Below are 18,207 nucleotides of genomic sequence, written 5' to 3' on the forward strand. Positions count from 1 at the left end.
CATGAACACACGTGAACAAGCCCATGCGCTGCTGCACGCCCTGGGTGACGTCCTGGGCCTGCCCCTCGTACCCGACGCCGATGGCGCCTGCGGCCTGCGCATAGACGAGCGCCTGGAGCTCACGCTGCGGCTGCAGGAGCAGGAGGCGGCACTGCTGGCCTACGCCCAGGTGGGTGCCCTGCCGGCCGCCCGGCCCGAGGCCGTCTTGCGCCGGCTGCTTGCTGCCAACCATGTCTGGGAAGGCAGCCAGGGAGCGACCTGGTCGCTGTGGGGCGATCAGCTCACCCTGGCGCGCCTGTGGCCGCTGCAGGACCTGGACGCAGCCGGGCTGGCCCAGGAGCTGGCGCGTTTTGCCGAGGTGGCGCTGGCCGAACAGACGCGCCTGGGCGCGCCCGGCGGCAGCCCGCCTGCCGGCGCCGCAGCGCTGCCGCCGGGGGTCTGGGCCGCCTGAGGCGGGCGCGCGACCGCGCCTTGCCAGGGCTGCGCAAGGACCTGTCGGCCGAGACGGCGGGCGGACCGTACATTACGCGCTGCGGCGCCGCCGCGCGTGGGTGATTGCGGGCCGAACCCGGCCTGCGATGGAGAGCCCCTCTGCATGCGCCAGCGCCACGGGGCTTGGCGGACAATGGAACCGGCTGCCGCGGGCGGTTACTCAAGGGGCGGCAAGACGTTTTCTCTTTCATCCTGTTGTTCAACGGATCTGCACCATGTCTGACTTCGCCCTTGGCCAGAGCCTGGCTTTTGACCGCGGCATCGACCGCGTGACCTACGCCCGGCGCGAGGACATGCCCTCGCTGCCCCAGCGCCAGGAGAGCGCGCCGGCCGACGTGGCGGCCCGCCCGCAGGTCGAGGCGCTGCTGGCCTTGCCCACGCTCGACGATGCGCTGGAGAGCCGCATCCGCCCCGAGCTGGAGCACCGCGAACTGATGACACCCACGCGCTTTCGCCAGGGTCTGGAGGGCATACAACACAGCCTGCGCGAGGCCGCGGCCCGCCTGCAGGGCTCCGAGAGCAGGCAGGACGCCGAGCAGCTGCGCATGCTCAACCGCGCCACGCGCCTGCTGAACGAAGAATGCCAGCTGCGCGACCTGGTGCAGATGTACCGCAGCGTGCTCTATCAGGGGTAAGCCTTTGGCTGCTGACACCACGCCCCGGGCTGGCGAGCTGCCCGCCTCCGAAGCGCAAGGCGGCGCCTTGCCGCTGGCGCGCCAGCTCGAGGTCATGGACCTGCTGAGCTACATCTATCTGCAGCACGGCCTGCCGGACAAGGCGGCGGTGCTGCTGGGAGCGCGCGACGTGCTGGCGCCGGACGACGCGCGTGCGCTGCTCATGCTGGCGCTGGCGCAGGTGCGTTCGGCCAAGCCGCAGCGCGCCCTGGCCACGCTGGAGCGCCTGGCGCTGGCTGGCGCCATGGACGCGGCCTTTCATCTGGTGCGTGCGCAGGCGTTGCAGGCCCAGGGCCAGGCACAGGAAGCGGCCAGCGCCATGCGCGCCTATGTGCGCCTGCGCGACGAGGCGGCCGCGCCAAGCCATGGGGACACGGCGGCTGCCGTGGCGGGCGCATAGTGGCGGGCGATACCCTGGCGTCCGGCGGTCTGTCGCGCCTGCAGCGCGTGGTGCAGGTCGTCACCAGCCGCAACGACCTGGTGCTGGCGGCTTTCCTGGTGGCGGTCATCTTCATGATGATCCTGCCGCTGCCGACCTGGCTGGTCGACCTTTTGATCGGCACCAACATGACGATCTCGGCCATCTTGCTGATGGTCGCGATGTATCTGCCCTCGCCGCTGTCGTTTTCCTCGTTCCCGTCGGTGCTGCTGGTCACCACGCTGTTTCGCCTGGGCATCTCGATCGCCACCACGCGCCTGATCCTGCTGCAGGCGGACGCCGGGCACATCATCCTAACCTTCGGCAATTTCGTGGTTGGGGGCAACCTGGTCGTGGGCCTGGTGGTGTTCCTGATTCTCACCATCGTGCAGTTCGTGGTCATCACCAAGGGCGCCGAGCGCGTGGCCGAGGTGGCGGCGCGCTTCTCGCTGGACGCGATGCCGGGCAAGCAGATGTCGATCGACGGCGACATGCGCGCGGGCACCATAGACATGGAAGAGGCCAAGCGCCGCCGCGGCATCGTGGAGAAGGAAAGCCAGCTCTACGGCGCGATGGACGGCGCGATGAAGTTCGTCAAGGGCGACGCCATCGCCGGCCTCATCATCGTGGCGGTGAATCTGCTGGGCGGCATCGTCATCGGCACCATGCAGCGCGGCATGAGCGCGGCCGATGCGATGAAGACCTACTCCATCCTGACCATAGGCGACGGGCTGATCTCGCAGATCCCGGCGCTGTTCATCGCGATCTGCGCCGGCATGATCGTCACGCGCGTGCAGTCCGAGGACGGCGGGCCGTCCAACGTCGGCAAGGACATCGGCGCGCAGGTCATGGCGCAGCCGCGCGCGCTGATGATCGCTGCCGCCGTGGCGCTGGGCATGGGGCTGATTCCGGGCATGCCCTGGCCGGTATTCCTGGTGCTGGCGCTGGTGGTGGGCGGTCTGGGCTTCACGCTGCTGCGCAGTACGCGCAAGGTGGTGGACGAGGCCACCGGCCAGGTCACCGAAGTGCCGGCCATGCAGGCCGCGGGCGAGAAGCCGCGCAAGCCCAAGGGCGACGGCAGCGAGGAATTTGCCCCCACGGTGCCGCTGCTCATGGACGTGGCCGCCGGCCTGCAGCACAGCTTTGATGCCGAAACGCTGAACGACGAGCTGCTGAAGATCCGCCGGGCGCTGTACTTTGACCTGGGTGTGCCGTTTCCGGGCATACAGCTGCGCTTCAACGAGGCGCTGGAGGCCGAGAGCTACAACATCCTGCTGTCGGAGGTGCCGGTCTCGCAAGGGCGACTGCGTCCCGGCTATCTGCTGGTGCGCGAGAACACCCGGAACCTGGACGCGCTGCAGATCGCCTACGAGAGCGACCGCAAGTTCCTGCCGCACATCCCCACGCTCTGGGTCAGCGATGCGCTGCGCGACACGCTCAGCGGCAGCGGCATCCCCTTCATGGACGCCAGCCAGGTGCTGACCTACCACCTGGCCTTCGTGCTCAAGAAGTACTCGGCCGACTTCATCGGCATCCAGGAGACGCGTTTCCTGCTCGGGGCGATGGAGGCGCGCTTTCCCGATCTGGTCAAGGAATCGACGCGCGTGCTGCCGATACAGAAGATCGCGGAGATCCTGCAGCGCCTGGTGTCCGAAGACATCTCGGTGCGCAACCTGCGCACCATCCTCGAAGCGCTGATCGAGTGGGGACAGAAGGAAAAGGATTCGGTGCTGCTGACCGAATACGTGCGCTCCACGCTCAAGCGCCACATCAGCTACAAGTATTCCAGCGGGCAGAACGTGCTGCCCGCCTACCTGCTGGCGCCGGCCATCGAAGACCAGGTGCGCGCAGCGATACGCCAGACTTCGGCGGGCAGCTACCTGTCGCTAGACCCGGCGGTGAGCAAGAAGCTGGTGGAAAACATCAGGAAGGCCGTGGGCGACATCGGCGCGAGCGGCCAACGTCCCGTGCTGCTGACCTCGATGGACATCCGCCGCTACATGCGCAAGATGATCGAGCAGGATCTGTACGAACTGCCAGTGCTCAGCTACCAGGAGCTGACGCAGGAAATCAACATCCAGCCGCTGGCACGGATCGATTTGTGAGCGTGGTCGTGAACGCACCCAAATTGATAGCTGTTGACGCAGAACAGGCAACGGCTGGAGGCATGTTTTGCTTGAAACCGTGCACGATCGCTGCCAGACAGCGGAGGGCGCCGCGCCATGATGCGTGATGCCTTTGCGGTCGAGTTGCGCGTGCTCGACGGCCGCCATGCGGGCGCCAGCGCGCCGGCCTTCGACGGCCTGCTGCTGGGCGCGGGCGATGAAGGCGACGTGATCCTGACCGACCTGGCGCCGGACGCCGGTCTGGCACGTCTGCATCTGCTCGAAGGGGGCCGCTGGCTGCTCTGGCCGGCCGCCGGAACACCGGACGACCAAGCGTGTGCCGAGGCCGCACAGCTGGGCGTGGCGCGCCGCTGGGGTGGCCTCAGCCTGTGCGTGAGCGCGCCGCACACCGATTGGCCAAGGGCACCGGGGCATGGGCCGACGACGCTGCCCGCGCGGGCGGCGGCGCCCGTAGCCGAGCAGGCTGCGGCGATCACGTTGGCGGTCGCCCAGGATGCGCCAGCCGACCCGCTCGCGCCTTTGCCACCTTTGCCGCCGAGTGCGGACGCAGCCGAGCGCACCGGTGTGCCGGCTGCCGGTGCCCAGGCCACGCGCACGGCCGGCGGTCGCTGGCTGCTGCTGGCGGCCCTGGGCCTGCCGATCGCGCTGGCCTGTTGGGTCTGGGTGCGTAGCGCGGCACCGGTCGCGGGGCTGGCGCCAGCGCCCGCTGCGCCGATCGATCGCACGCAGGCCGCGCGCCGCCAACTGGGTGATTTGCAGCTGCGCGTTGCCCAGGTGGATCCGGCACTGCGCCTGAAGCTGCAGCCGCGCGCCGATGGCAGGGTGCTGGTGCAGGGCTGGGTGGACACGCTCGCGCAATTCGACCGCCTGGCCGAAGCCCTGGCCCAGCACCAGCCGCAGCCGGCGCTGCAGGTGCGCGTGGCCAGCGAACTGCAGGCCGAGCTGCGCGCCTTGCTGGCCATGCGCTTTCCGCAACTCGATTTCGTACCGGATGGGCCGGGAAGCCTGCGTGTGGAGGGCATCGTCGCCGACGCGGGCATGCGCAATGAAGCGCTGGCCGCGGTACGCGAGCAACTGCCGCGCGAACTGACGGTGAGCGATGGCCTGCGCCTGGCCGAACAGCTGGCGCCGCAGGTGCGTTCGGTGCTGACCGCGGCGGGTTTCCCCGATACCCGGGCGCAGTGGGATGGCGAGCAGATGCAGTTGAGCGTCGCGCTGCTGCCCAATGCGCGGAGCCAGCTGGAGAACGCCCTCGTGGCTCTGGTCAAGCGCTTTCGCGGCCTGCCGCTGCATGTGTCGGTGCAATCGGTGCAGGCGCTGCAGCAGGCCGAACGCGGCCCCGCGCCCTTTGCCATCCGCAGCGTGGTCAGCGGCCGGCAGTCCTATCTGGTGCTGCCCGACGGCAGCCGCCTGCTGCCCGGGGGCACGCATGCGGGCTGGCGCTTGCAATCCATCGAGCCCGAGCTGCTGATCTTCGACATGCCGCGGCGCTTGGTGGTAGAGCGTTGAACCCGCACAATGCAGCCATGAGCGAGCTCCGTGATTTTTTGGCCATCCATGGGTTTTCCCGCCCGGCCACCGAGGCCGAGCCTGCCCCCTGGGGCGCCCTGAGCCCGCTGGAGGCCGCGCTCGACGGCCCGGCCGCAGCGGCGCGAGAGGCCCGTGGAGCGGCGGTCGCGCGGATCGCGACGATGGACGCGCGTCTGCGCAGAGCTGTGCAGGCGGGTGTCAAACCGCAGGAATTCGCCGTATTGCAAGCGGTTCGCGCCGCCTGTGAGGCCGCGCAAGCCGTGTTGGACTCGATCGGTGTGCCGAACGATGGAGTCGCATCGAACAAGCTCGGCCATTCAGCTAGCCAGAAAGGAGTGATCCCATGACTGCTTCAGTAAGCCCGGGCTCCGCCGGGGGCGGTGTCGTCAGCTTCGATTCCATTGCCCAGGCCCTGGGCGCGGTGACCGACAACGCGGAAACCAATCTGCGCGCCAAGATCGACAAGATCAACAGCGCCGGCGACGGCAACGTCAGCCAGGCCGACATGCTCATGCTGCAGGCCGACCTGCAGAAATGGTCGATGATGATCCAGCTGCAGAGCACCATCACCAAGGAACTCGGCGATGCGCTCAAGGGCATCATCCAGAAAGCAGGCTGAAAGCCGCTGCGGACAGCGCCCAAGAGGGCTGGTATCGGCTGGGGTTGGCTTGCTTGAGAAGCACCTGTCGTGATGGATGCATTTGGCCAGCTGCTGCTGGCCTTGGGCCGGGAACTGGGCATCGAAGGCCTGCGCGCCGATGCCCAGGGGTGCTGCCGCCTGGTGTTTGACGGACAGCGCATGCTTGAATTGCGCGCAGCCCCTGCGCAGGGGCGGGTGCTGCTCAGTTGCCGGCTGCTGTGCGCACCGCCCACACCCGAGCACGCCCTGCTGTTGCTGGGCGCCAATGCCTGGGGCGGCGGCAGCGCGGGCGGCTGGTTTGCCCTCGATGACGCGCAGCAGCCGTGCCTGCAGCATGCGCTGGTGCCGGCGCAGGGTGGCGCGCCCGAGCTGTTGCGCCAGATCGAAAACATGCTGAACGCGGCAGAACGCTGGGAGCCCCGGCTCAGCGCCCCCACGAGCCAGCCGGTGACGCCGGCGCCGATGTCGCCCTGGATGCAAAAGGTGTGAGCCGCGATTGCCGGCCCGGTGCTCAGGCCGTTCGGCGCAGGAACACCAGCCGGTCCGCGTCCCCGCGCAGGTCTTGATGGGCCACGCCCCAGCAGCCTCTTCGGGTCAGCTCGCTCTGGCCTTGCCAGTCCTGGCCATCGACCAGGTGGCGCTCCACCGCGTCGAAGCGCCAGTCGCCGTCCGGCTCGATGGCAAGCAGCTGGCGCTTGAGTCCGTCGATCTGCCCCACCCAGCCTATGCGCATGCCCTCGCGCATCATGTTGTGGCGGCTCGCATGGTTGTGCAGCGACACCATGGCCACGAAGAAGCTGCGCCCATGCGCCTGCCCGAGCGCAATGCGCGCCACCAGCAGCATGCGCTGCAGATGGTGGCCGCGGTAGGGCTTCAGCACCATGCAGCTGGCCAGGTGGGCGGTGCGCGCCGGGCTGGCGACGTGCGCCGGAAAGTAGCGCGCCAGATTGTCCGCGTCGCCCGCCGCGGGCAGACCCAGCATGGCATAGGCCACGAGGCGATCGGCATCGAAGACGCCTATGGTTTCGCCGCCGCGCGCATCCTTGCGTGCCAGATGCAGGTGCACGAAGCCCGGCTCGTCGTCCTCGCGCACATACAGGTCCGGGTGCGGCAGGTCGCTCAAGACCTGCTCGCGCAGACCCATGACCGCATCGGCATCTGCGGGGGCAAGCAGCCGGGAGCGCAGTTGCTGCAGGCGCTCTTCGCGCACCGGCCACAGCCGGGGGGGGATGGCGGGTTGAGGCGCGAAACCCATGGCGCAAGCTCAAAAATCCAGCTCGACGCCGGCCAGCCGCATGCGACTGCGCAGTTCGCCGCGCGCACGCGAAATGCGGCTGCGCACCGTACCCACCGGCACGGTGAGCAAGGCCGCCGCATCCTCATAGGAGAGCTCGTCCACGGCCACCAGCAGCAGCACTTCGCGCATGTGTTCGGGCAGTTCCTGCATGGCCAGCTGCAAGGCGTGCAGCTGCTGCGACTGAACCAGGGCGGCGCTCGGGCTGGGCGCCTCGCAGGCCATGGCATCGAGCGCCTCCTCACCGACGAAATCGAATCGGCGCTGCGGTGCGCGCGACAGGTGGTTGCGCACCAGGTTCATGGCGATGCCGTAGAGCCAGGTCGAGAGTTCGGACTGACCGCGAAACCGCTCGTAGGAACGCACCGCTTCCGCAAAGGCCTGCTGCGTCAGGTCTTCGGCGTCGTCGCAGTGGCCGATGTTCTTGATGATGAAGCGGTGCAGGCGCGACCAATGGGCCCGTACCAGGTCGCGAAACAGCAGATCGCGATTCGCCGTGTCCGGGGCCGGGGTTTCCTCCATCGTGGATGGCCCTGGCGCGGTCTGCGCGTGCGCCGGGGCGCGATGGTCTTCCTGGTCGTTGCCGCTGCGGTTCATGAGGGGCGGAGATTACGCCATTCTTGGTTCGGTGTGGGCCTTGCGTGCTTGCGAGGCTCCTTTTCTTTTGTCAATTCGCAGGCGCAAACTTTGACAGACATTCACAGTCGTCTCCGGATTTTCGGGTTCCAATTGGCTCGTACCGGGCATGGAACCGCCTTGCGGCCCCGGTTACTAATCACGCGTCACCCGGTCTCGATACCGCGGGAACGCATTCTGGAATTTCACGTTTTGAACATTCAATCGCCCTGGTCAGCGCCGCACACCGCCCCCTCTTCCATGCTGGAGGCGTTTGAGCAGGCGGCACACAAGCACGATGCGGTGCGCATCACGCTCGATGGTGCCCACTGGCAGGTGCAAGGCGTGGGCACCATGCCGCAAAGCCGGCGCGAGGTGGCCTGGGTCAGCCCCGATGCGGCCCAGTCAGACACCACCTCGGCCTTCGTGCAGGCGCTGGGCCAATCGTTTTCTGCCGGCATCAGCGCAGCGGTGGCCCGGCAGCTCGACTTGCAGCCGGCGCCGGGCCAGGCCCTGGCGTCGCGCACGGTGAAGCTGGCGCTGGACATGGCGCAGACCAGCCGCCAGGCGCTCACGGGGGTGGATTTCCTCACCCGCCTGCAGTTTTCCGCCGCCGCCGACGGCCCCGAATTCCGCCGGGTCTGCGAGTCGCTCGCGCTGGACGCCGGCGCGCTCACCGCGGCCGAACGCGAGCGCATCGACGCGCAGCTCGATGAACGCTTTGCCCAGGCCCAGGCGAGTGGCGCCTCCGCGGTCGAAAGCGAAATGGCCGAGCAGTGGCTGCGCCAGGCGCTGCAGGAATCGCCGCGCGCCTGAACCGCGTCGCCGCGCGATATCCGCGCGCAGGACGATGCGTCAATGCAGTGGCCGTTGCAGCCGTTGGCTTGCCGCCGAGAGCGCGTAATTCACCGCGCAGTAAAGCAGCGCCACCACCAGGTAGACGGGCACCAGCGCGTGGTAGTTGGCGATCAGCACCTTGGCGTTTTGCATCAGTTCGCCGTAGGTGACCACGTAGCCGAAGGTGGTGTCCTTGACCACGATGACCAGCTGCGCCACCAGCGCCGGGACGATGTAGCGCAGTGCCTGCGGAAAGACGATGTGGAAAAACACCTGTGCTTCGGACATGCCCAGGCTGCGCGCCGCCGCGCTCTGGCCGCGCGCCACCGCGAGCACGCCGGCGCGGTACACCTCGGCCACCACTGCGGCGGCGCTCAGGCTCACGGGCAGCGTCAGCATCCAGTAGGTGCTCAACTTGATGCCCAGCTGCGGCAATACCAGAAAGCACACGTAGATGAGCAGCAGGGTCGGTGTGCCGCGCAGGAATTCGATCGCCGCGACGCTGGGCCAGCGCAGCAGCCGCACGGGGGCCAGGCGCCCCAGCATCAACAGCAGCCCCAGGGCCAGCGCGATGACCGCGGCCATCGCCGCCGATGCCATCGTGCCGAGCAGGCCGCGCCAGAGGAAGGACCAGGTGGTCGGCCAGGCGAAGAAGCGCCAATAGCGTGCATCGAGCTGCCCCGCGCTGTGAAAGCGCCATGCGACGCCGGCGGCCAGCGCCAGCAGCGCGCCAGCGGCCAGCAGGCTCACGGCCCGGGTAGCGGCACGGGTGCGCGGGCTGGGTGTGCCGAACAGCAGATCTTCGAGCGGGCGGCTCATTTCAGGATGCGCAGCTTCTGCTCCAGGGCGGCGCCGGCCCAGGCAATCAGCAGCCCCGTCAGCACGTACAGCGTTGCGGCGATGGCAAAGGCGCCTATGCCCGCGGCCGAATCGGTGGCGATCTTGGATACCAGCGCCGTGAGTTCCCGTCCCGCCATGGGTACCTGGGAGGCGAGCGAGGTGGACAACATCAACGCGATCAGCAGCGAGGTCATGGGCTGGACCACCGCGCGCAGCGCCTGCGGCAGCACCACCGAAATGATCACCTGCAGCGGCCGCAGTCCCAGGCTCAGCGCGGCCGCGACCTGGCCGCCCGCGACGGTATTGATGCCGGTGCGCAGGTAGTCGGCGGTGAAGGCCGAACACACCAGCGCCAGGGTCAGCACCACGCTGGGCTCGTAGTCGATCACCACCTCGAGGTCAGGCAGCGCAAAGACGATGAAGATCAGCAGCGCCACGCCGGGGATGTTGCGAAAGACCTCGACATAGGCGCCCAGCGCCACGCGCAGCGGCGGCAGGGGCAGCAGCCGCAGTACCGTCACCACCAGGCCCAGCAGCACCCCCGGCACGAAGGACAGCAGCGTGAGCTTCCAGGTCAGCAAAAGGGCCTGCCAGAAGGCAGGCCCGTACTCCAGCACCAGTCTTGCCAGCTCGCCCACGGCTCAGTGGTCCGGCGTGGCGCCAGCAAACTAGGGAATTGCCGGCGGCGTGGGCACGGCGGTGCTGCCGGTGCGTTCACCGATCGAGATGGTCCAGAGCTTGGCCCAGATGCCGTCGGCCTCCACCTTCTTCAGGAAGGCATTGATGAAGGCCACGCCGTCCGAGTCCTTGGGCAGGCCCACGCCGTAGGGGTCTTCGGCGCCAAAGGGCGCACCCGCCAGCCGGGTGTCGCCCGTGCCCAGGCTCAGGGCGTTGAGCAGCAGCGTGTAGTCGGTCACGTAGGCATCGACGCGGCCCTGGCGCAGCGCGTCCAGCGCCTCCTGGTGCGTCTGGAATTCCTGCACCGTCGCCTTGGGCGCGAACTGCGCGAGGATGGCCGGCCCGGTGGAGCCGGCCTGCGTCGCGACCTTCTTGCCGGCCAGATCGGCGTGGGACTGGATCGCCTTGTTGTTCGCCTTGACCAGCACCCCCGCCTGCGATGTGTAGTAGGGGCCGGCAAAGGAAATCTTCTCGGCGCGCGCGGGGGTGATCGAGTAGGTCGCCAGCACCATGTCCACCTGGTCGTTGATCAGCACCTGCTCGCGCGTGGACGAGGTCACCTGGGTGAACTGGATCCTGGCGTCGTCGCCCAGGATGTAGCGCGCAATCAGCTGCGCCAGCCCGGCGTCGAAGCCGCGCATCTTGCCGTCTTTTTCATTGAGCAGGGAAAAGAGGTTGGAGGTCTGGGTCGCGCCCAGACGCAGCGTGCCGGACTGCTTGACCTTGCTGGCCCAGTTGCTCGATGCGAGCGTGGCCGCGTTGGCGACGGGCCCCTGCGCGATCAGCGCATCGAAGGCGGCGGCATTGATGGGCGTGCCTTGCGCGCACAGCGAACCCGCGGCCACGAGGGCCAGGGCGGCGACGGAGGACTTGACCAGGGACTTGATCGACATGGGACACTCTCGCGTGTTGGCTCAAGCGGGCCAATATATCTCAGTTGGGGCGAGGCCGGACAGGTCCCCGCGATGGCGCCCACCCAGTCTGCGGCAGGACCTCGGGGTCGAAGGCGTGGTCGCCATGGGGATCAGCAATGCCGGTGGCGTGCGCGCCCTTGAAGTCGTAGAGCTTCTGGTCCATCAGGTGCGAGGGCACGACGTGGCCCATGGCCCGGAACATGCTCTCGATGCGGCCCGGGTGCTTCTTTTCCCATTCGCGCAGCATCTCGCCGACGACCACGCGCTGCAGCCCGTCCTGGCTGCCGCAGAGGTTGCAGGGAATGATCGGGAAGTCCTGCAGTTCGGACCAGCGTCGCGTGTCCTTCTCGCTCACGTGGCACAACGGCCGAATGACGACATGCTTGCCGTCGTCCGACACCAGCTTGGGCGGCATGCCCTTCATGCGCCCGCCGTAGAACAGGTTGAGCAGCAGTGTGGTGACGATGTCGTCGCGGTGGTGGCCCAGCGCCACCTTGGTCGCGCCCAGCTCGCTGGCCACGCGGTAGAGGATGGCGCGGCGCAGGCGCGAACACACGCTGCAGGTGGTCTTGCCCTCGGGCACCAGGCGCTTGACGACGCTGTAGGTGTCCTGGTTCTCGATGTGAAAGTCCACCCCGATGCGCGTGAGGTAGTCGGGCAGCACATGCTCGGGAAAGCCTGGCTGCTTCTGGTCGAGGTTGACGGCGACGATCTCGAAGTGGATTGGGGCGCGCCTTTGCAGCTTGAGCAGGATGTCGAGCAGCGTATAGCTGTCCTTGCCACCCGACAGGCAGACCATGACCTTGTCGCCGTCTTCGATCATGTCGTAGTCGATGATCGCGCGCCCGACCTCGCGGCACAGGCGCTTTTCCAGCTTGTGGGCTTCGTGCTCGGCCTTGCGGGTGTCGTGCGCGGCTGCGGTGGCAGTGGCTTCGTCGGCGGCTTCGTCGATGTGCATGGCGGTCTTCACCATTGTCCGGTTTCGATGCGGATGGCGACTTCGCAGTCGTCAAAGATTTCCAGCTTGGCGATCTTCACGCGCACGCCGCGCACGCCGGGCAGGGCCAGCAGGCGCCGCGCCAGCTTGCCGATCAGGCTCTCCAGCAGGTTCAGGTGCTCGGCCTTGCATTCGTCGATGATGATCTGGCGCACCTTGCGGTAGTCCAGCACGTGCAGGATGTCGTCGTCCGGCGGCGCCAGCGGCTGGGTGCCGAGGTTGAGCTCGGCGTCCACCTGGATCGGCTGGGGCGCCCGGTGCTCGTGCGCCAGGATGCCCAGGTTGGCATCGAAGCGCAGGCCGGTCAGCGCCAGCGTCTGCTGGCCTTGGTGGGGTAGGGGCATGGTCATGTCGGGAAGATGCGGCGGCGCTCACCAGGGTTTGAGGCGGATGCGTTCGACGCCGACGGATTCGCAATCGGGATAGACGTCGGGCTTGCGCGTGCCCACGCGCGCGGCCTGCACCTGCGGGCTCAGCAACAGCGCCTGCAAAATGGCGTCGCACAGCGTCTCCTGCAGCGCGTGGTGGCGCGTGCCCACGGCGTCGGCGATCACGTGGCGGATGAAGTCGTAGTCCAGCGTCTGCGACAGTTCGTCGCGCCCGGCGGGGGCGGCTTCCAGCTTGACGCACAGGTCCACGTCGAACCACATGCGCTGCGGCGCGCTGCGCTCGAACTCGTGCACGCCGATGCGCACCTGGCGTTCGTGGCGGCGCAGGCTCAGCAGGCGGCATTCGGTGGCCAGGCGCGGATCGAGCGCGGCGAAGGCCAGCAGCAGGGAAGTCATGGGGCCGGATTTTCGTCGATCGCGAACATCACGTCGCGCGCCAGCGCCACCAGGTGCTGGCCGTTGTCGGCCTGCAGCGTGCAGCCGTTGAGGCTGGGGTTTTGCGCCAGGAAGACGGCGCTGCGCGCCACCTCGGCCGGCGCGATCGGGGCGCGCAGCAGGTTCACGCGGCTGGCGCGCTCGAAATTCTCCTCGCTTTGCGGCCCGCTCAGATAGATCAGCCCGGGCGAGAGCCCGCACACGCGCAGCCGCGGCGCGAGCGCCTGCGCCTGCAGCGCCACGCTGCGCTCGAGCGCGAGCTTGCTCACGGTGTAGGAAAAGTAATCGGGGTTGAGGTTGTGCACCTTCTGGTCCAGCACATGCACCACGCTGTGCCAGCCGGGCGCGAAGCCGTCTCGCCCGCGCAGCCACTCGGCCAGGCGGTTGGCCAGCAGCAGCGGCGCCACGGCATTCACCCCGAAATGCCGCTGCAGCTGCTGCGGCGTGCTGCTGGCGGCGTCGTCCGCTTCAAAAAGGGAAGCGTTGTTGACGATGCAGCGCGGCGCCTGGCCGCCCAGCGCCTGCAGGCTGCGCTCGAACAGGCTGGCGGCGCCCGTGGCCTCGCCCAGGTCCGCCGCCACGGTGCGGCAAGCGCGGCCCAGCGCCTCGATCTCCGCCGCGGTGGCGCGGGCCGCACCGTCCGAATGGCGGTAGTGGCACAGCACGTTCCAGCCCGCCCGGGCAAACGCCAGCGAGATTTCACGCCCCAGGCGCCGGGCGCCGCCGGTCACGAGGACCCAGGATGTGTCTGCCATGTATGAACCTCCGTGCCTGCGGTGGGCGCCGCGGGCGGCCATCATAAGATGCGCCCATGGATCCGATTCCCGCCCAAGCCCCTGCGCACGCTGCGCCGGACAACCCGCTGGCCGGGCACCTTCGCGCCCTGATCGCGCAGGCCGGCGGCTGGTTGAGCTTTGATCGCTTCATGCAGCAGGCGCTCTATGCGCCCGGCATGGGCTATTACGCCAACGACCTGCGCAAGTTCGGCGCCATGCCGGGCAGCGGCAGCGACTTCGTCACCGCGCCCGAGCTCTCGCCCCTGTTTGGCCAGGTGCTGGCCGCGCAGGTGCAGGAGGCGCTCGAGGCCACCGGCACCGACGAGGTCTGGGAGTTCGGCGCCGGCAGCGGCGCGCTGGCGGCGCAGTTGCTGCAGCACCTGGGTGCGTCGCTGCGCCGCTACACCATCGTCGATGTGTCGGGCGCGCTGCGTGTCCGCCAGCAGCAGACGCTGGAGCGCTTTGGCAAGCGGGTGGCCTGGGCCGACCACCTGCCCGCGCGCATGCGCGGCGTGGTGCTGGGCAACGAGGTGCTCGACGCCATGCCGGTGCGCCTGCTGCAGCGCAGCGGCGGGCGCTGGCACGAGCGCGGCGTGGCGCTGCAGGGCGAGGCCTTCGTCTGGAGCGACCGCCCGAGCGTGCTGCGCCCGCCCGCCGAGGTCGCGGGCGAGCACGACTACCTGACCGAGATCCACCCCCAGGCCGAGGGTTTCATGCGCACCCTGGCGCAGCACCTGCAGCAGGGCGCGGCCTTCTTCATCGACTATGGCTTCCCCGAGGCCGAGTACTATCACCCGCAGCGCGACCAGGGCACGCTGGTGTGCCACCGCGCCCACCGGGTGGACGCCGAGCCGCTGCGGGACGTGGGGCTCAAGGACATCACCGCGCACCTGAATTTCACCGGCCTGGCGCTGGCGGCGCAGGAAGCGGGGCTGCAGGTGCTGGGCTACACCAGCCAGGCGCATTTCCTGATGAACAACGGCTTTCTATCGAATTTGGAGCAGCTCACGCAGGTGCAGCAAGCGCCAGCGCTCAAATTGGTGCTGGAACACGAAATGGGCGAACTGTTCAAGGTGCTGGCGCTCGGCGCGGGCCCGGCCTGGCAGCCGCGCGGCTTTGCCGCGGGTGACCGCAGCCACCGGCTGTAGGCGCGGGCCATGGTGCGCTGGTTGATCGTCGTCTTTCTCGCGCTGATGTTCATCAACGGCCTGGCGCCGCTGCTGCGCCGCCTCGGCCTGGGGCGCCTGCCGGGCGACTTCGAGTTCCGCCTGTTCGGGCGCCAGTGGTCGGTGCCGCTGGCCAGCACCGTGCTGCTGAGCCTGTTGCTGAGCTGGCTGGTGCGCTGGCTGTGATGCTGTGATGCGCGGCGCTGGAGGCGCCGGCTTGCGCGCTTGAAAATGCCGGCTTCAGCCGCAGCTGCAAGGTCCTGACTGCACCCGAGTTCGAGCCTGCCATGTCCACACCCTCAGCGCTGCACATCGTCTGCCCCCACTGCCACACCACCAACCGCGTCCAGGCGGGCGACCAGGCCAAGGCGTCCGACTGCGGCCAGTGCCACCGGCCGCTGTTCGAGGGCGAGCCGCTGGAGCTGGACGCCGGCAGCTTCGACAAGCACCTGGCGCGCAACCAGATTGCGCTGGTGGTCGACTTCTGGGCGCCGTGGTGCGGCCCCTGCCTGCAGATGGCACCCTTCTTTCACGAGGCGGCCATCGCGCTCGAGCCGCAGGCGCGCCTGGCCAAGCTCGATACCGAGGCGCAGCCGCAGATCGCCGCGCGCTACGGCATCCGCAGCATTCCGACCATGATCGTCTTCAAGGGCGGCCAGGAGGTGGCGCGCACCTCGGGCGCGATGGCCACCGAGGGCATCACGCGCTGGATCCGCTCGGTGCTCTGAGGCCCGCCTCTCCTGCTGGGGGAAGTCGGCTCTCCTGCTCCTCCCCGGCAGGGGAGCTCAGCGCTCTTGCTCCCTCCCCCGTTGGGGGAGGGTCGGGGTGGGGGCCGCCCCCGCATCCAGCCATGCCCGCAGCGCATCCGCCCGCGCCTTGCGGATCTGCTCGCCCACCCTGGAGCCCGTGAGTCCGCGCGCCGCTGCCTGCGCCGCCACCGCGGCCGTCGGTACCCCCAGCACCACCTGCAGCGCGGCGGCCAGGCGCGGGCGCTGCGGATAGGGCGCCTCGGCGAAGCCCAGGCGCCCGCGCGCGTCGCATTCACAGGCCAGCAGCACGTCGGCAAAGCGCTCGGGCCGGCGCAGCGCGTCACAGCGCTGCAGCAGCCTGAGCAGCGCCGCGCCATCGAGTTCGAGCGAGCGGTGGATGTTGCCGTGCTCGCGCGCCACCACGTCGGCGGTCTCGCGGCAGTCGACGGGTACGCGCAGGCGCTCGCACACGTCCCGCAGCAGCCGGGCGCTGCGCCCTTCGTGGCCCAGGTGGCGCGGCAGCATGTGCGCCGGCGTCGTGCCCTTGCCCAGGTCGTGCGTCAGGCAGGCAAAGCGTGCGGCGAGCGGTGCTTGCAGGCGCGCTGCCATGTCCAGCACCAGCAGCAGATGGGCGCCGGTGTCCACTTCGGGGTGGTAGTCGGCGCGCTGGGGCACACCCCACAGGCGATCGACTTCGGGCAGCAGCACGGCCAGCGCGCCGCACTCGCGCAGCACCTGCAGCATGCGCGAGGGCTGCTCCTGCATCAGCCCGCGCGCCAACTCCTGCCAGACGCGCTCGGGCACCAGCGCGTCCACCTCGCCGGCGGCCACCATCTCGCGCATCAGCGCCAGGGTTTCGGGCGCGACGGAAAAATCGGTAAATCGTGCGGCAAAACGTGCCACCCGCAGGATGCGCACCGGGTCTTCGACGAAGGCATCGCCCACGTGGCGCAGCACGCGGCGGCGGATGTCGGCGACGCCGCCATAAGGATCAAAAACGCCTTCAGCGCCCGCCCAGTCTGCGGGAGCAGCTATGGCGTTGATAGTGAGATCGCGCCGCGCCAGGTCTTCGGCCAAAGTCACGTCGGGCGAAGCCTGCACCACGAAGCCGCGGTAGCCGCGCCCGCTCTTGCGCTCGGTGCGCGCCAGCGCGTACTCCTCGTGCGTCTCGGGGTGCAGGAAGACGGGGAAGTCGCGCCCCACCGGCAGATAGCCCGCGGCCACCATGGCTTCGGGCGTGCTGCCCACCACCACCCAGTCGCGGTCGTGCACCGGGCGGCCGAGCAGACGGTCGCGCACCGCGCCGCCCACCTGGTAGATCTGCATTGCCTGGGTCATCAGCGGCTCAATCCCTGCGCGCTCAGGCGCTGCGCAGCCGGTAGGGCTCTTCAAACGCCAGAAAGTCGTTCTCGGCCCGGGCTGCGTCCACCCAGGCCTTGACGCCCGGCAGTTGCCGCACCCGCTCGACGTAGGCTTGCGCCTGCGGCGGCAGCGGCAGCTCGTAGGTGGCAAAGCGCATGCACATGGGCGCGTAGTAGGCGTCGGCGATGGAAAAGTCGCCAAACAGCATGGGTCCGCCGTGGCGGCCGAGCAGCTCGCTGAAGATCTCCACCACCCGGGCGACGTCCGCGCGCACGCCGGCCTGGTCGCGCCAGATGAGGGCGCCCACCTCGGGCAGGTGCGCTTCTATGCTCATCGAGCAGTGCTGGCGCAGCGCGCCAAAGCCGGCGTGCAGCTCGGCCACCACGCTGCGCGCGCGGGCACGGGCGGCGCGCTCTTGCGGCCAGAGGTGTTTTTCGGGAAAGCGCTCGGCGAGGTATTCGACGATGGCGAGCGATTCCCACACCGTGGTGTCGCCATCGACCAGCAGCGGCACCTTGCCCGTGGGGCTGAGTGCGCGCAGCTGGCGCTTGAAGTTCGAGTCCGGCCCGAAGCCGTCCATGCGCAGCACGGTTTCCTCGTGCGCAATCTGCGCCTGCGCGAGCAGCACGCCCACGCGCATCGACCAGGAGGAGTAATTCTTGTTGCCGGTATAGAACTTGATCATGCGTACCTCTCACATCGGCCAGACCACGCCGTTGTCGTTCAGGATGGCGTCCAGCGGCTGGTCGTGCGCCTCGGGCGTGAAGTCGTCCAGATAGCCCTGGGTGTAGCCCAGGCCGACGGTGAAGGGGCGCGGCGCAAGCTGGGCCAGCGTGCGGTCGTAGAAGCCCCCGCCATAGCCCAGCCGGTAGCCGCCGGGCCCATAGCCCACGCAGGGCACGAAGAGCAGCGTCGGCTGCAGCAGCTCGGTGTCCTTGGGCTTGGGGATGCCGTAGGCGTCTTCTTCCATCGGGCAGCCCGGGTACCAGGCGTGAAAGGCCAGCGTCTTGTGCCGCTTGTCGATCACCGGCAGGCCGATGCGCCGGCGCCGGGATTCATGGAGCAGCTCGCCGTCTTCCTTCCAGCGGTGCAGCGCGGGCAGCGGATCGAACTCGCCCTTGATCGGCCAGTAGGCGCCGATCACGGTGTCGGGCCGATCGACCAGCCAGAAGCGCAGCACCTGCTGCAGCGCGTCGGCGCGCGCGGGGCGATCGGCCATGGCCTGGCGCTCGGCCACCAGGCGCTTGCGTGTGGCTGCCTTGTCCATCCGATAAT

24 protein-coding genes are annotated in these 18,207 nt (G+C 68.9%); 12 read left to right on the plus strand and 12 right to left on the minus strand.

The genetic code is table 11. The features are described 5' to 3' along the window. The first annotated feature begins 1 nt into the window (after position 1). The 8 genes from FOZ74_RS09110 to FOZ74_RS09145 all read left to right on the plus strand — a co-directional run bounded on the left by FOZ74_RS09110 (position 2) and on the right by FOZ74_RS09145 (position 6,369). Positions 2–451, plus strand: coding sequence for a type III secretion system chaperone (locus tag FOZ74_RS09110; protein WP_146912769.1), 450 nt, complete (start codon positions 2–4; stop codon positions 449–451). 256 nt (positions 452–707) lie between these two features. Then, on the plus strand, positions 708–1,127 hold the full coding sequence (gene sctX, locus FOZ74_RS09115; protein ID WP_186764562.1) for a type III secretion apparatus assembly protein SctX: 420 nt from the start codon (positions 708–710) through the stop codon (positions 1,125–1,127). Between the two features lie 4 nt (positions 1,128–1,131). Next, positions 1,132–1,566, plus strand: a complete 435-nt coding sequence (gene sctY / locus FOZ74_RS09120; protein ID WP_255437540.1) for a type III secretion apparatus assembly chaperone SctY — start codon at positions 1,132–1,134, stop codon at positions 1,564–1,566. Between the two features lie 29 nt (positions 1,567–1,595). Continuing rightward, on the plus strand, positions 1,596–3,689 hold the full coding sequence (sctV, locus tag FOZ74_RS09125) for a type III secretion system export apparatus subunit SctV (RefSeq protein WP_146914148.1): 2,094 nt from the start codon (positions 1,596–1,598) through the stop codon (positions 3,687–3,689). A gap of 117 nt (positions 3,690–3,806) precedes the next feature. Beyond that, positions 3,807–5,219 carry a type III secretion system inner membrane ring subunit SctD gene (sctD, locus tag FOZ74_RS09130; protein ID WP_146912771.1) on the plus strand — a complete coding sequence of 471 codons (1,413 nt, stop codon included), beginning with the start codon at positions 3,807–3,809 and terminating at the stop codon, positions 5,217–5,219. 17 nt (positions 5,220–5,236) lie between these two features. After that, positions 5,237–5,587, plus strand: a complete 351-nt coding sequence (locus FOZ74_RS09135) for a hypothetical protein (RefSeq protein WP_146912772.1) — start codon at positions 5,237–5,239, stop codon at positions 5,585–5,587. Beyond that, the gene (locus tag FOZ74_RS09140; RefSeq protein WP_146912773.1) at positions 5,584–5,859 is read left to right on the plus strand and encodes an EscF/YscF/HrpA family type III secretion system needle major subunit; all 276 of its coding nucleotides are present in this window, start codon (positions 5,584–5,586) and stop codon (positions 5,857–5,859) included. Before FOZ74_RS09135 ends, FOZ74_RS09140 begins: the two co-directional genes overlap by 4 nt. 72 nt (positions 5,860–5,931) lie before the next feature. Beyond that, positions 5,932–6,369 carry a type III secretion system chaperone gene (locus FOZ74_RS09145; RefSeq protein ID WP_255437850.1) on the plus strand — a complete coding sequence of 146 codons (438 nt, stop codon included), beginning with the start codon at positions 5,932–5,934 and terminating at the stop codon, positions 6,367–6,369. A 22-nt stretch (positions 6,370–6,391) separates the two neighbouring features. Here the strand turns inward: FOZ74_RS09145 and FOZ74_RS09150 are convergent, their stop codons facing one another. Then, the gene (locus tag FOZ74_RS09150; RefSeq protein WP_146912775.1) at positions 6,392–7,135 is read right to left on the minus strand and encodes a hypothetical protein; all 744 of its coding nucleotides are present in this window, start codon (positions 7,133–7,135) and stop codon (positions 6,392–6,394) included. A gap of 9 nt (positions 7,136–7,144) precedes the next feature. Then, on the minus strand, positions 7,145–7,771 hold the full coding sequence (locus tag FOZ74_RS09155) for an RNA polymerase sigma factor (protein ID WP_255437542.1): 627 nt from the start codon (positions 7,769–7,771) through the stop codon (positions 7,145–7,147). 279 nt (positions 7,772–8,050) lie between these two features. Here FOZ74_RS09155 and FOZ74_RS09160 point away from each other — a divergent pair, with 279 nt between their 5' ends. Then, on the plus strand, positions 8,051–8,605 hold the full coding sequence (locus FOZ74_RS09160) for a BspR family type III secretion system anti-sigma factor (RefSeq protein WP_146912776.1): 555 nt from the start codon (positions 8,051–8,053) through the stop codon (positions 8,603–8,605). Between the two features lie 39 nt (positions 8,606–8,644). Here FOZ74_RS09160 and FOZ74_RS09165 read toward each other — a convergent pair whose 3' ends face one another. The 7 genes from FOZ74_RS09165 to FOZ74_RS09195 are packed head-to-tail and all read right to left on the minus strand — an operon-like array spanning position 8,645 to position 13,634. Next, positions 8,645–9,445: an amino acid ABC transporter permease gene (locus FOZ74_RS09165; RefSeq protein ID WP_146912777.1), complete on the minus strand. Its 801-nt coding sequence runs from the start codon at positions 9,443–9,445 to the stop codon at positions 8,645–8,647. Continuing rightward, positions 9,442–10,104 (minus strand): ABC transporter permease subunit, encoded by a 663-nt coding sequence (locus tag FOZ74_RS09170; protein WP_146912778.1) that lies wholly within the window; start codon positions 10,102–10,104, stop codon positions 9,442–9,444. Before FOZ74_RS09170 ends, FOZ74_RS09165 begins: the two co-directional genes overlap by 4 nt. A gap of 30 nt (positions 10,105–10,134) precedes the next feature. Continuing rightward, positions 10,135–11,037 carry a glutamate ABC transporter substrate-binding protein gene (locus FOZ74_RS09175; RefSeq protein WP_146912779.1) on the minus strand — a complete coding sequence of 301 codons (903 nt, stop codon included), beginning with the start codon at positions 11,035–11,037 and terminating at the stop codon, positions 10,135–10,137. A gap of 40 nt (positions 11,038–11,077) precedes the next feature. Beyond that, complete coding sequence (gene ttcA, locus FOZ74_RS09180) at positions 11,078–12,031, minus strand: tRNA 2-thiocytidine(32) synthetase TtcA (protein ID WP_432417456.1); 954 nt, start codon at positions 12,029–12,031, stop codon at positions 11,078–11,080. Then, positions 12,025–12,399, minus strand: a complete 375-nt coding sequence (locus tag FOZ74_RS09185; RefSeq protein ID WP_146912780.1) for a dihydroneopterin aldolase — start codon at positions 12,397–12,399, stop codon at positions 12,025–12,027. The genes ttcA and FOZ74_RS09185 overlap by 7 nt, the downstream gene beginning before the upstream one ends. A gap of 27 nt (positions 12,400–12,426) precedes the next feature. Continuing rightward, positions 12,427–12,840 carry a dihydroneopterin aldolase gene (locus FOZ74_RS09190; RefSeq protein WP_146912781.1) on the minus strand — a complete coding sequence of 138 codons (414 nt, stop codon included), beginning with the start codon at positions 12,838–12,840 and terminating at the stop codon, positions 12,427–12,429. Continuing rightward, complete coding sequence (locus FOZ74_RS09195; protein WP_146912782.1) at positions 12,837–13,634, minus strand: SDR family oxidoreductase; 798 nt, start codon at positions 13,632–13,634, stop codon at positions 12,837–12,839. The genes FOZ74_RS09190 and FOZ74_RS09195 overlap by 4 nt, the downstream gene beginning before the upstream one ends. A gap of 56 nt (positions 13,635–13,690) precedes the next feature. Between FOZ74_RS09195 and FOZ74_RS09200 the strand changes: the two genes are divergently transcribed. The 3 genes from FOZ74_RS09200 to trxC all read left to right on the plus strand — a co-directional run bounded on the left by FOZ74_RS09200 (position 13,691) and on the right by trxC (position 15,549). Beyond that, on the plus strand, positions 13,691–14,803 hold the full coding sequence (locus FOZ74_RS09200) for a class I SAM-dependent methyltransferase (RefSeq protein ID WP_146912783.1): 1,113 nt from the start codon (positions 13,691–13,693) through the stop codon (positions 14,801–14,803). Between the two features lie 9 nt (positions 14,804–14,812). After that, positions 14,813–15,007, plus strand: coding sequence for a DUF2905 family protein (locus tag FOZ74_RS09205; protein WP_146912784.1), 195 nt, complete (start codon positions 14,813–14,815; stop codon positions 15,005–15,007). Positions 15,008–15,108: 101 nt separating this feature from the next. Continuing rightward, entirely contained in the window at positions 15,109–15,549 is a 441-nt protein-coding gene (trxC, locus tag FOZ74_RS09210) for a thioredoxin TrxC (RefSeq protein ID WP_146912785.1), read from the plus strand. Positions 15,550–15,606: 57 nt separating this feature from the next. Here trxC and FOZ74_RS09215 read toward each other — a convergent pair whose 3' ends face one another. The 3 genes from FOZ74_RS09215 to FOZ74_RS09225 are packed head-to-tail and all read right to left on the minus strand — an operon-like array spanning position 15,607 to position 18,199. Next, a complete protein-coding gene (locus tag FOZ74_RS09215) occupies positions 15,607–16,896 on the minus strand; it encodes a multifunctional CCA addition/repair protein (protein ID WP_146914151.1) in 1,290 nt (429 codons plus the stop codon). A gap of 34 nt (positions 16,897–16,930) precedes the next feature. Beyond that, positions 16,931–17,617: a glutathione S-transferase family protein gene (locus FOZ74_RS09220; RefSeq protein WP_146912786.1), complete on the minus strand. Its 687-nt coding sequence runs from the start codon at positions 17,615–17,617 to the stop codon at positions 16,931–16,933. Between the two features lie 9 nt (positions 17,618–17,626). Then, positions 17,627–18,199 carry a 5-formyltetrahydrofolate cyclo-ligase gene (locus FOZ74_RS09225; protein WP_146912787.1) on the minus strand — a complete coding sequence of 191 codons (573 nt, stop codon included), beginning with the start codon at positions 18,197–18,199 and terminating at the stop codon, positions 17,627–17,629. Positions 18,200–18,207: the final 8 nt, after the last annotated feature.

This window comes from Comamonas flocculans (assembly GCF_007954405.1).
Classification (GTDB): Bacteria; Pseudomonadota; Gammaproteobacteria; order Burkholderiales; family Burkholderiaceae_C; genus Comamonas_C; species Comamonas_C flocculans.

Excerpts from the sequence above, each read along its gene's own strand:
- FOZ74_RS09110 (WP_146912769.1), top strand. The coding sequence starts at position 2 with ATGAACACACGTGAACAAGCCCATGCGCTGCTGCACGCCCTGGGTGAC.
- sctD (WP_146912771.1), top strand. The coding sequence starts at position 3,807 with ATGATGCGTGATGCCTTTGCGGTCGAGTTGCGCGTGCTCGACGGCCGC.
- FOZ74_RS09175 (WP_146912779.1), bottom strand. The coding sequence starts at position 11,037 with ATGTCGATCAAGTCCCTGGTCAAGTCCTCCGTCGCCGCCCTGGCCCTC.
- FOZ74_RS09195 (WP_146912782.1), bottom strand. The coding sequence starts at position 13,634 with ATGGCAGACACATCCTGGGTCCTCGTGACCGGCGGCGCCCGGCGCCTG.
- FOZ74_RS09155 (WP_255437542.1), bottom strand. The coding sequence starts at position 7,771 with ATGAACCGCAGCGGCAACGACCAGGAAGACCATCGCGCCCCGGCGCAC.
- trxC (WP_146912785.1), top strand. The coding sequence starts at position 15,109 with ATGTCCACACCCTCAGCGCTGCACATCGTCTGCCCCCACTGCCACACC.
- FOZ74_RS09205 (WP_146912784.1), top strand. The coding sequence starts at position 14,813 with ATGGTGCGCTGGTTGATCGTCGTCTTTCTCGCGCTGATGTTCATCAAC.
- sctX (WP_186764562.1), top strand. The coding sequence starts at position 708 with ATGTCTGACTTCGCCCTTGGCCAGAGCCTGGCTTTTGACCGCGGCATC.
- ttcA (WP_432417456.1), bottom strand. The coding sequence starts at position 12,031 with ATGGTGAAGACCGCCATGCACATCGACGAAGCCGCCGACGAAGCCACT.
- FOZ74_RS09135 (WP_146912772.1), top strand. The coding sequence starts at position 5,237 with ATGAGCGAGCTCCGTGATTTTTTGGCCATCCATGGGTTTTCCCGCCCG.
- FOZ74_RS09220 (WP_146912786.1), bottom strand. The coding sequence starts at position 17,617 with ATGATCAAGTTCTATACCGGCAACAAGAATTACTCCTCCTGGTCGATG.
- FOZ74_RS09140 (WP_146912773.1), top strand. The coding sequence starts at position 5,584 with ATGACTGCTTCAGTAAGCCCGGGCTCCGCCGGGGGCGGTGTCGTCAGC.
- FOZ74_RS09225 (WP_146912787.1), bottom strand. The coding sequence starts at position 18,199 with ATGGACAAGGCAGCCACACGCAAGCGCCTGGTGGCCGAGCGCCAGGCC.
- FOZ74_RS09190 (WP_146912781.1), bottom strand. The coding sequence starts at position 12,840 with ATGACTTCCCTGCTGCTGGCCTTCGCCGCGCTCGATCCGCGCCTGGCC.
- FOZ74_RS09200 (WP_146912783.1), top strand. The coding sequence starts at position 13,691 with ATGGATCCGATTCCCGCCCAAGCCCCTGCGCACGCTGCGCCGGACAAC.
- FOZ74_RS09165 (WP_146912777.1), bottom strand. The coding sequence starts at position 9,445 with ATGAGCCGCCCGCTCGAAGATCTGCTGTTCGGCACACCCAGCCCGCGC.
- FOZ74_RS09185 (WP_146912780.1), bottom strand. The coding sequence starts at position 12,399 with ATGCCCCTACCCCACCAAGGCCAGCAGACGCTGGCGCTGACCGGCCTG.
- FOZ74_RS09150 (WP_146912775.1), bottom strand. The coding sequence starts at position 7,135 with ATGGGTTTCGCGCCTCAACCCGCCATCCCCCCCCGGCTGTGGCCGGTG.
- FOZ74_RS09215 (WP_146914151.1), bottom strand. The coding sequence starts at position 16,896 with ATGCAGATCTACCAGGTGGGCGGCGCGGTGCGCGACCGTCTGCTCGGC.
- FOZ74_RS09160 (WP_146912776.1), top strand. The coding sequence starts at position 8,051 with ATGCTGGAGGCGTTTGAGCAGGCGGCACACAAGCACGATGCGGTGCGC.
- FOZ74_RS09145 (WP_255437850.1), top strand. The coding sequence starts at position 5,932 with ATGGATGCATTTGGCCAGCTGCTGCTGGCCTTGGGCCGGGAACTGGGC.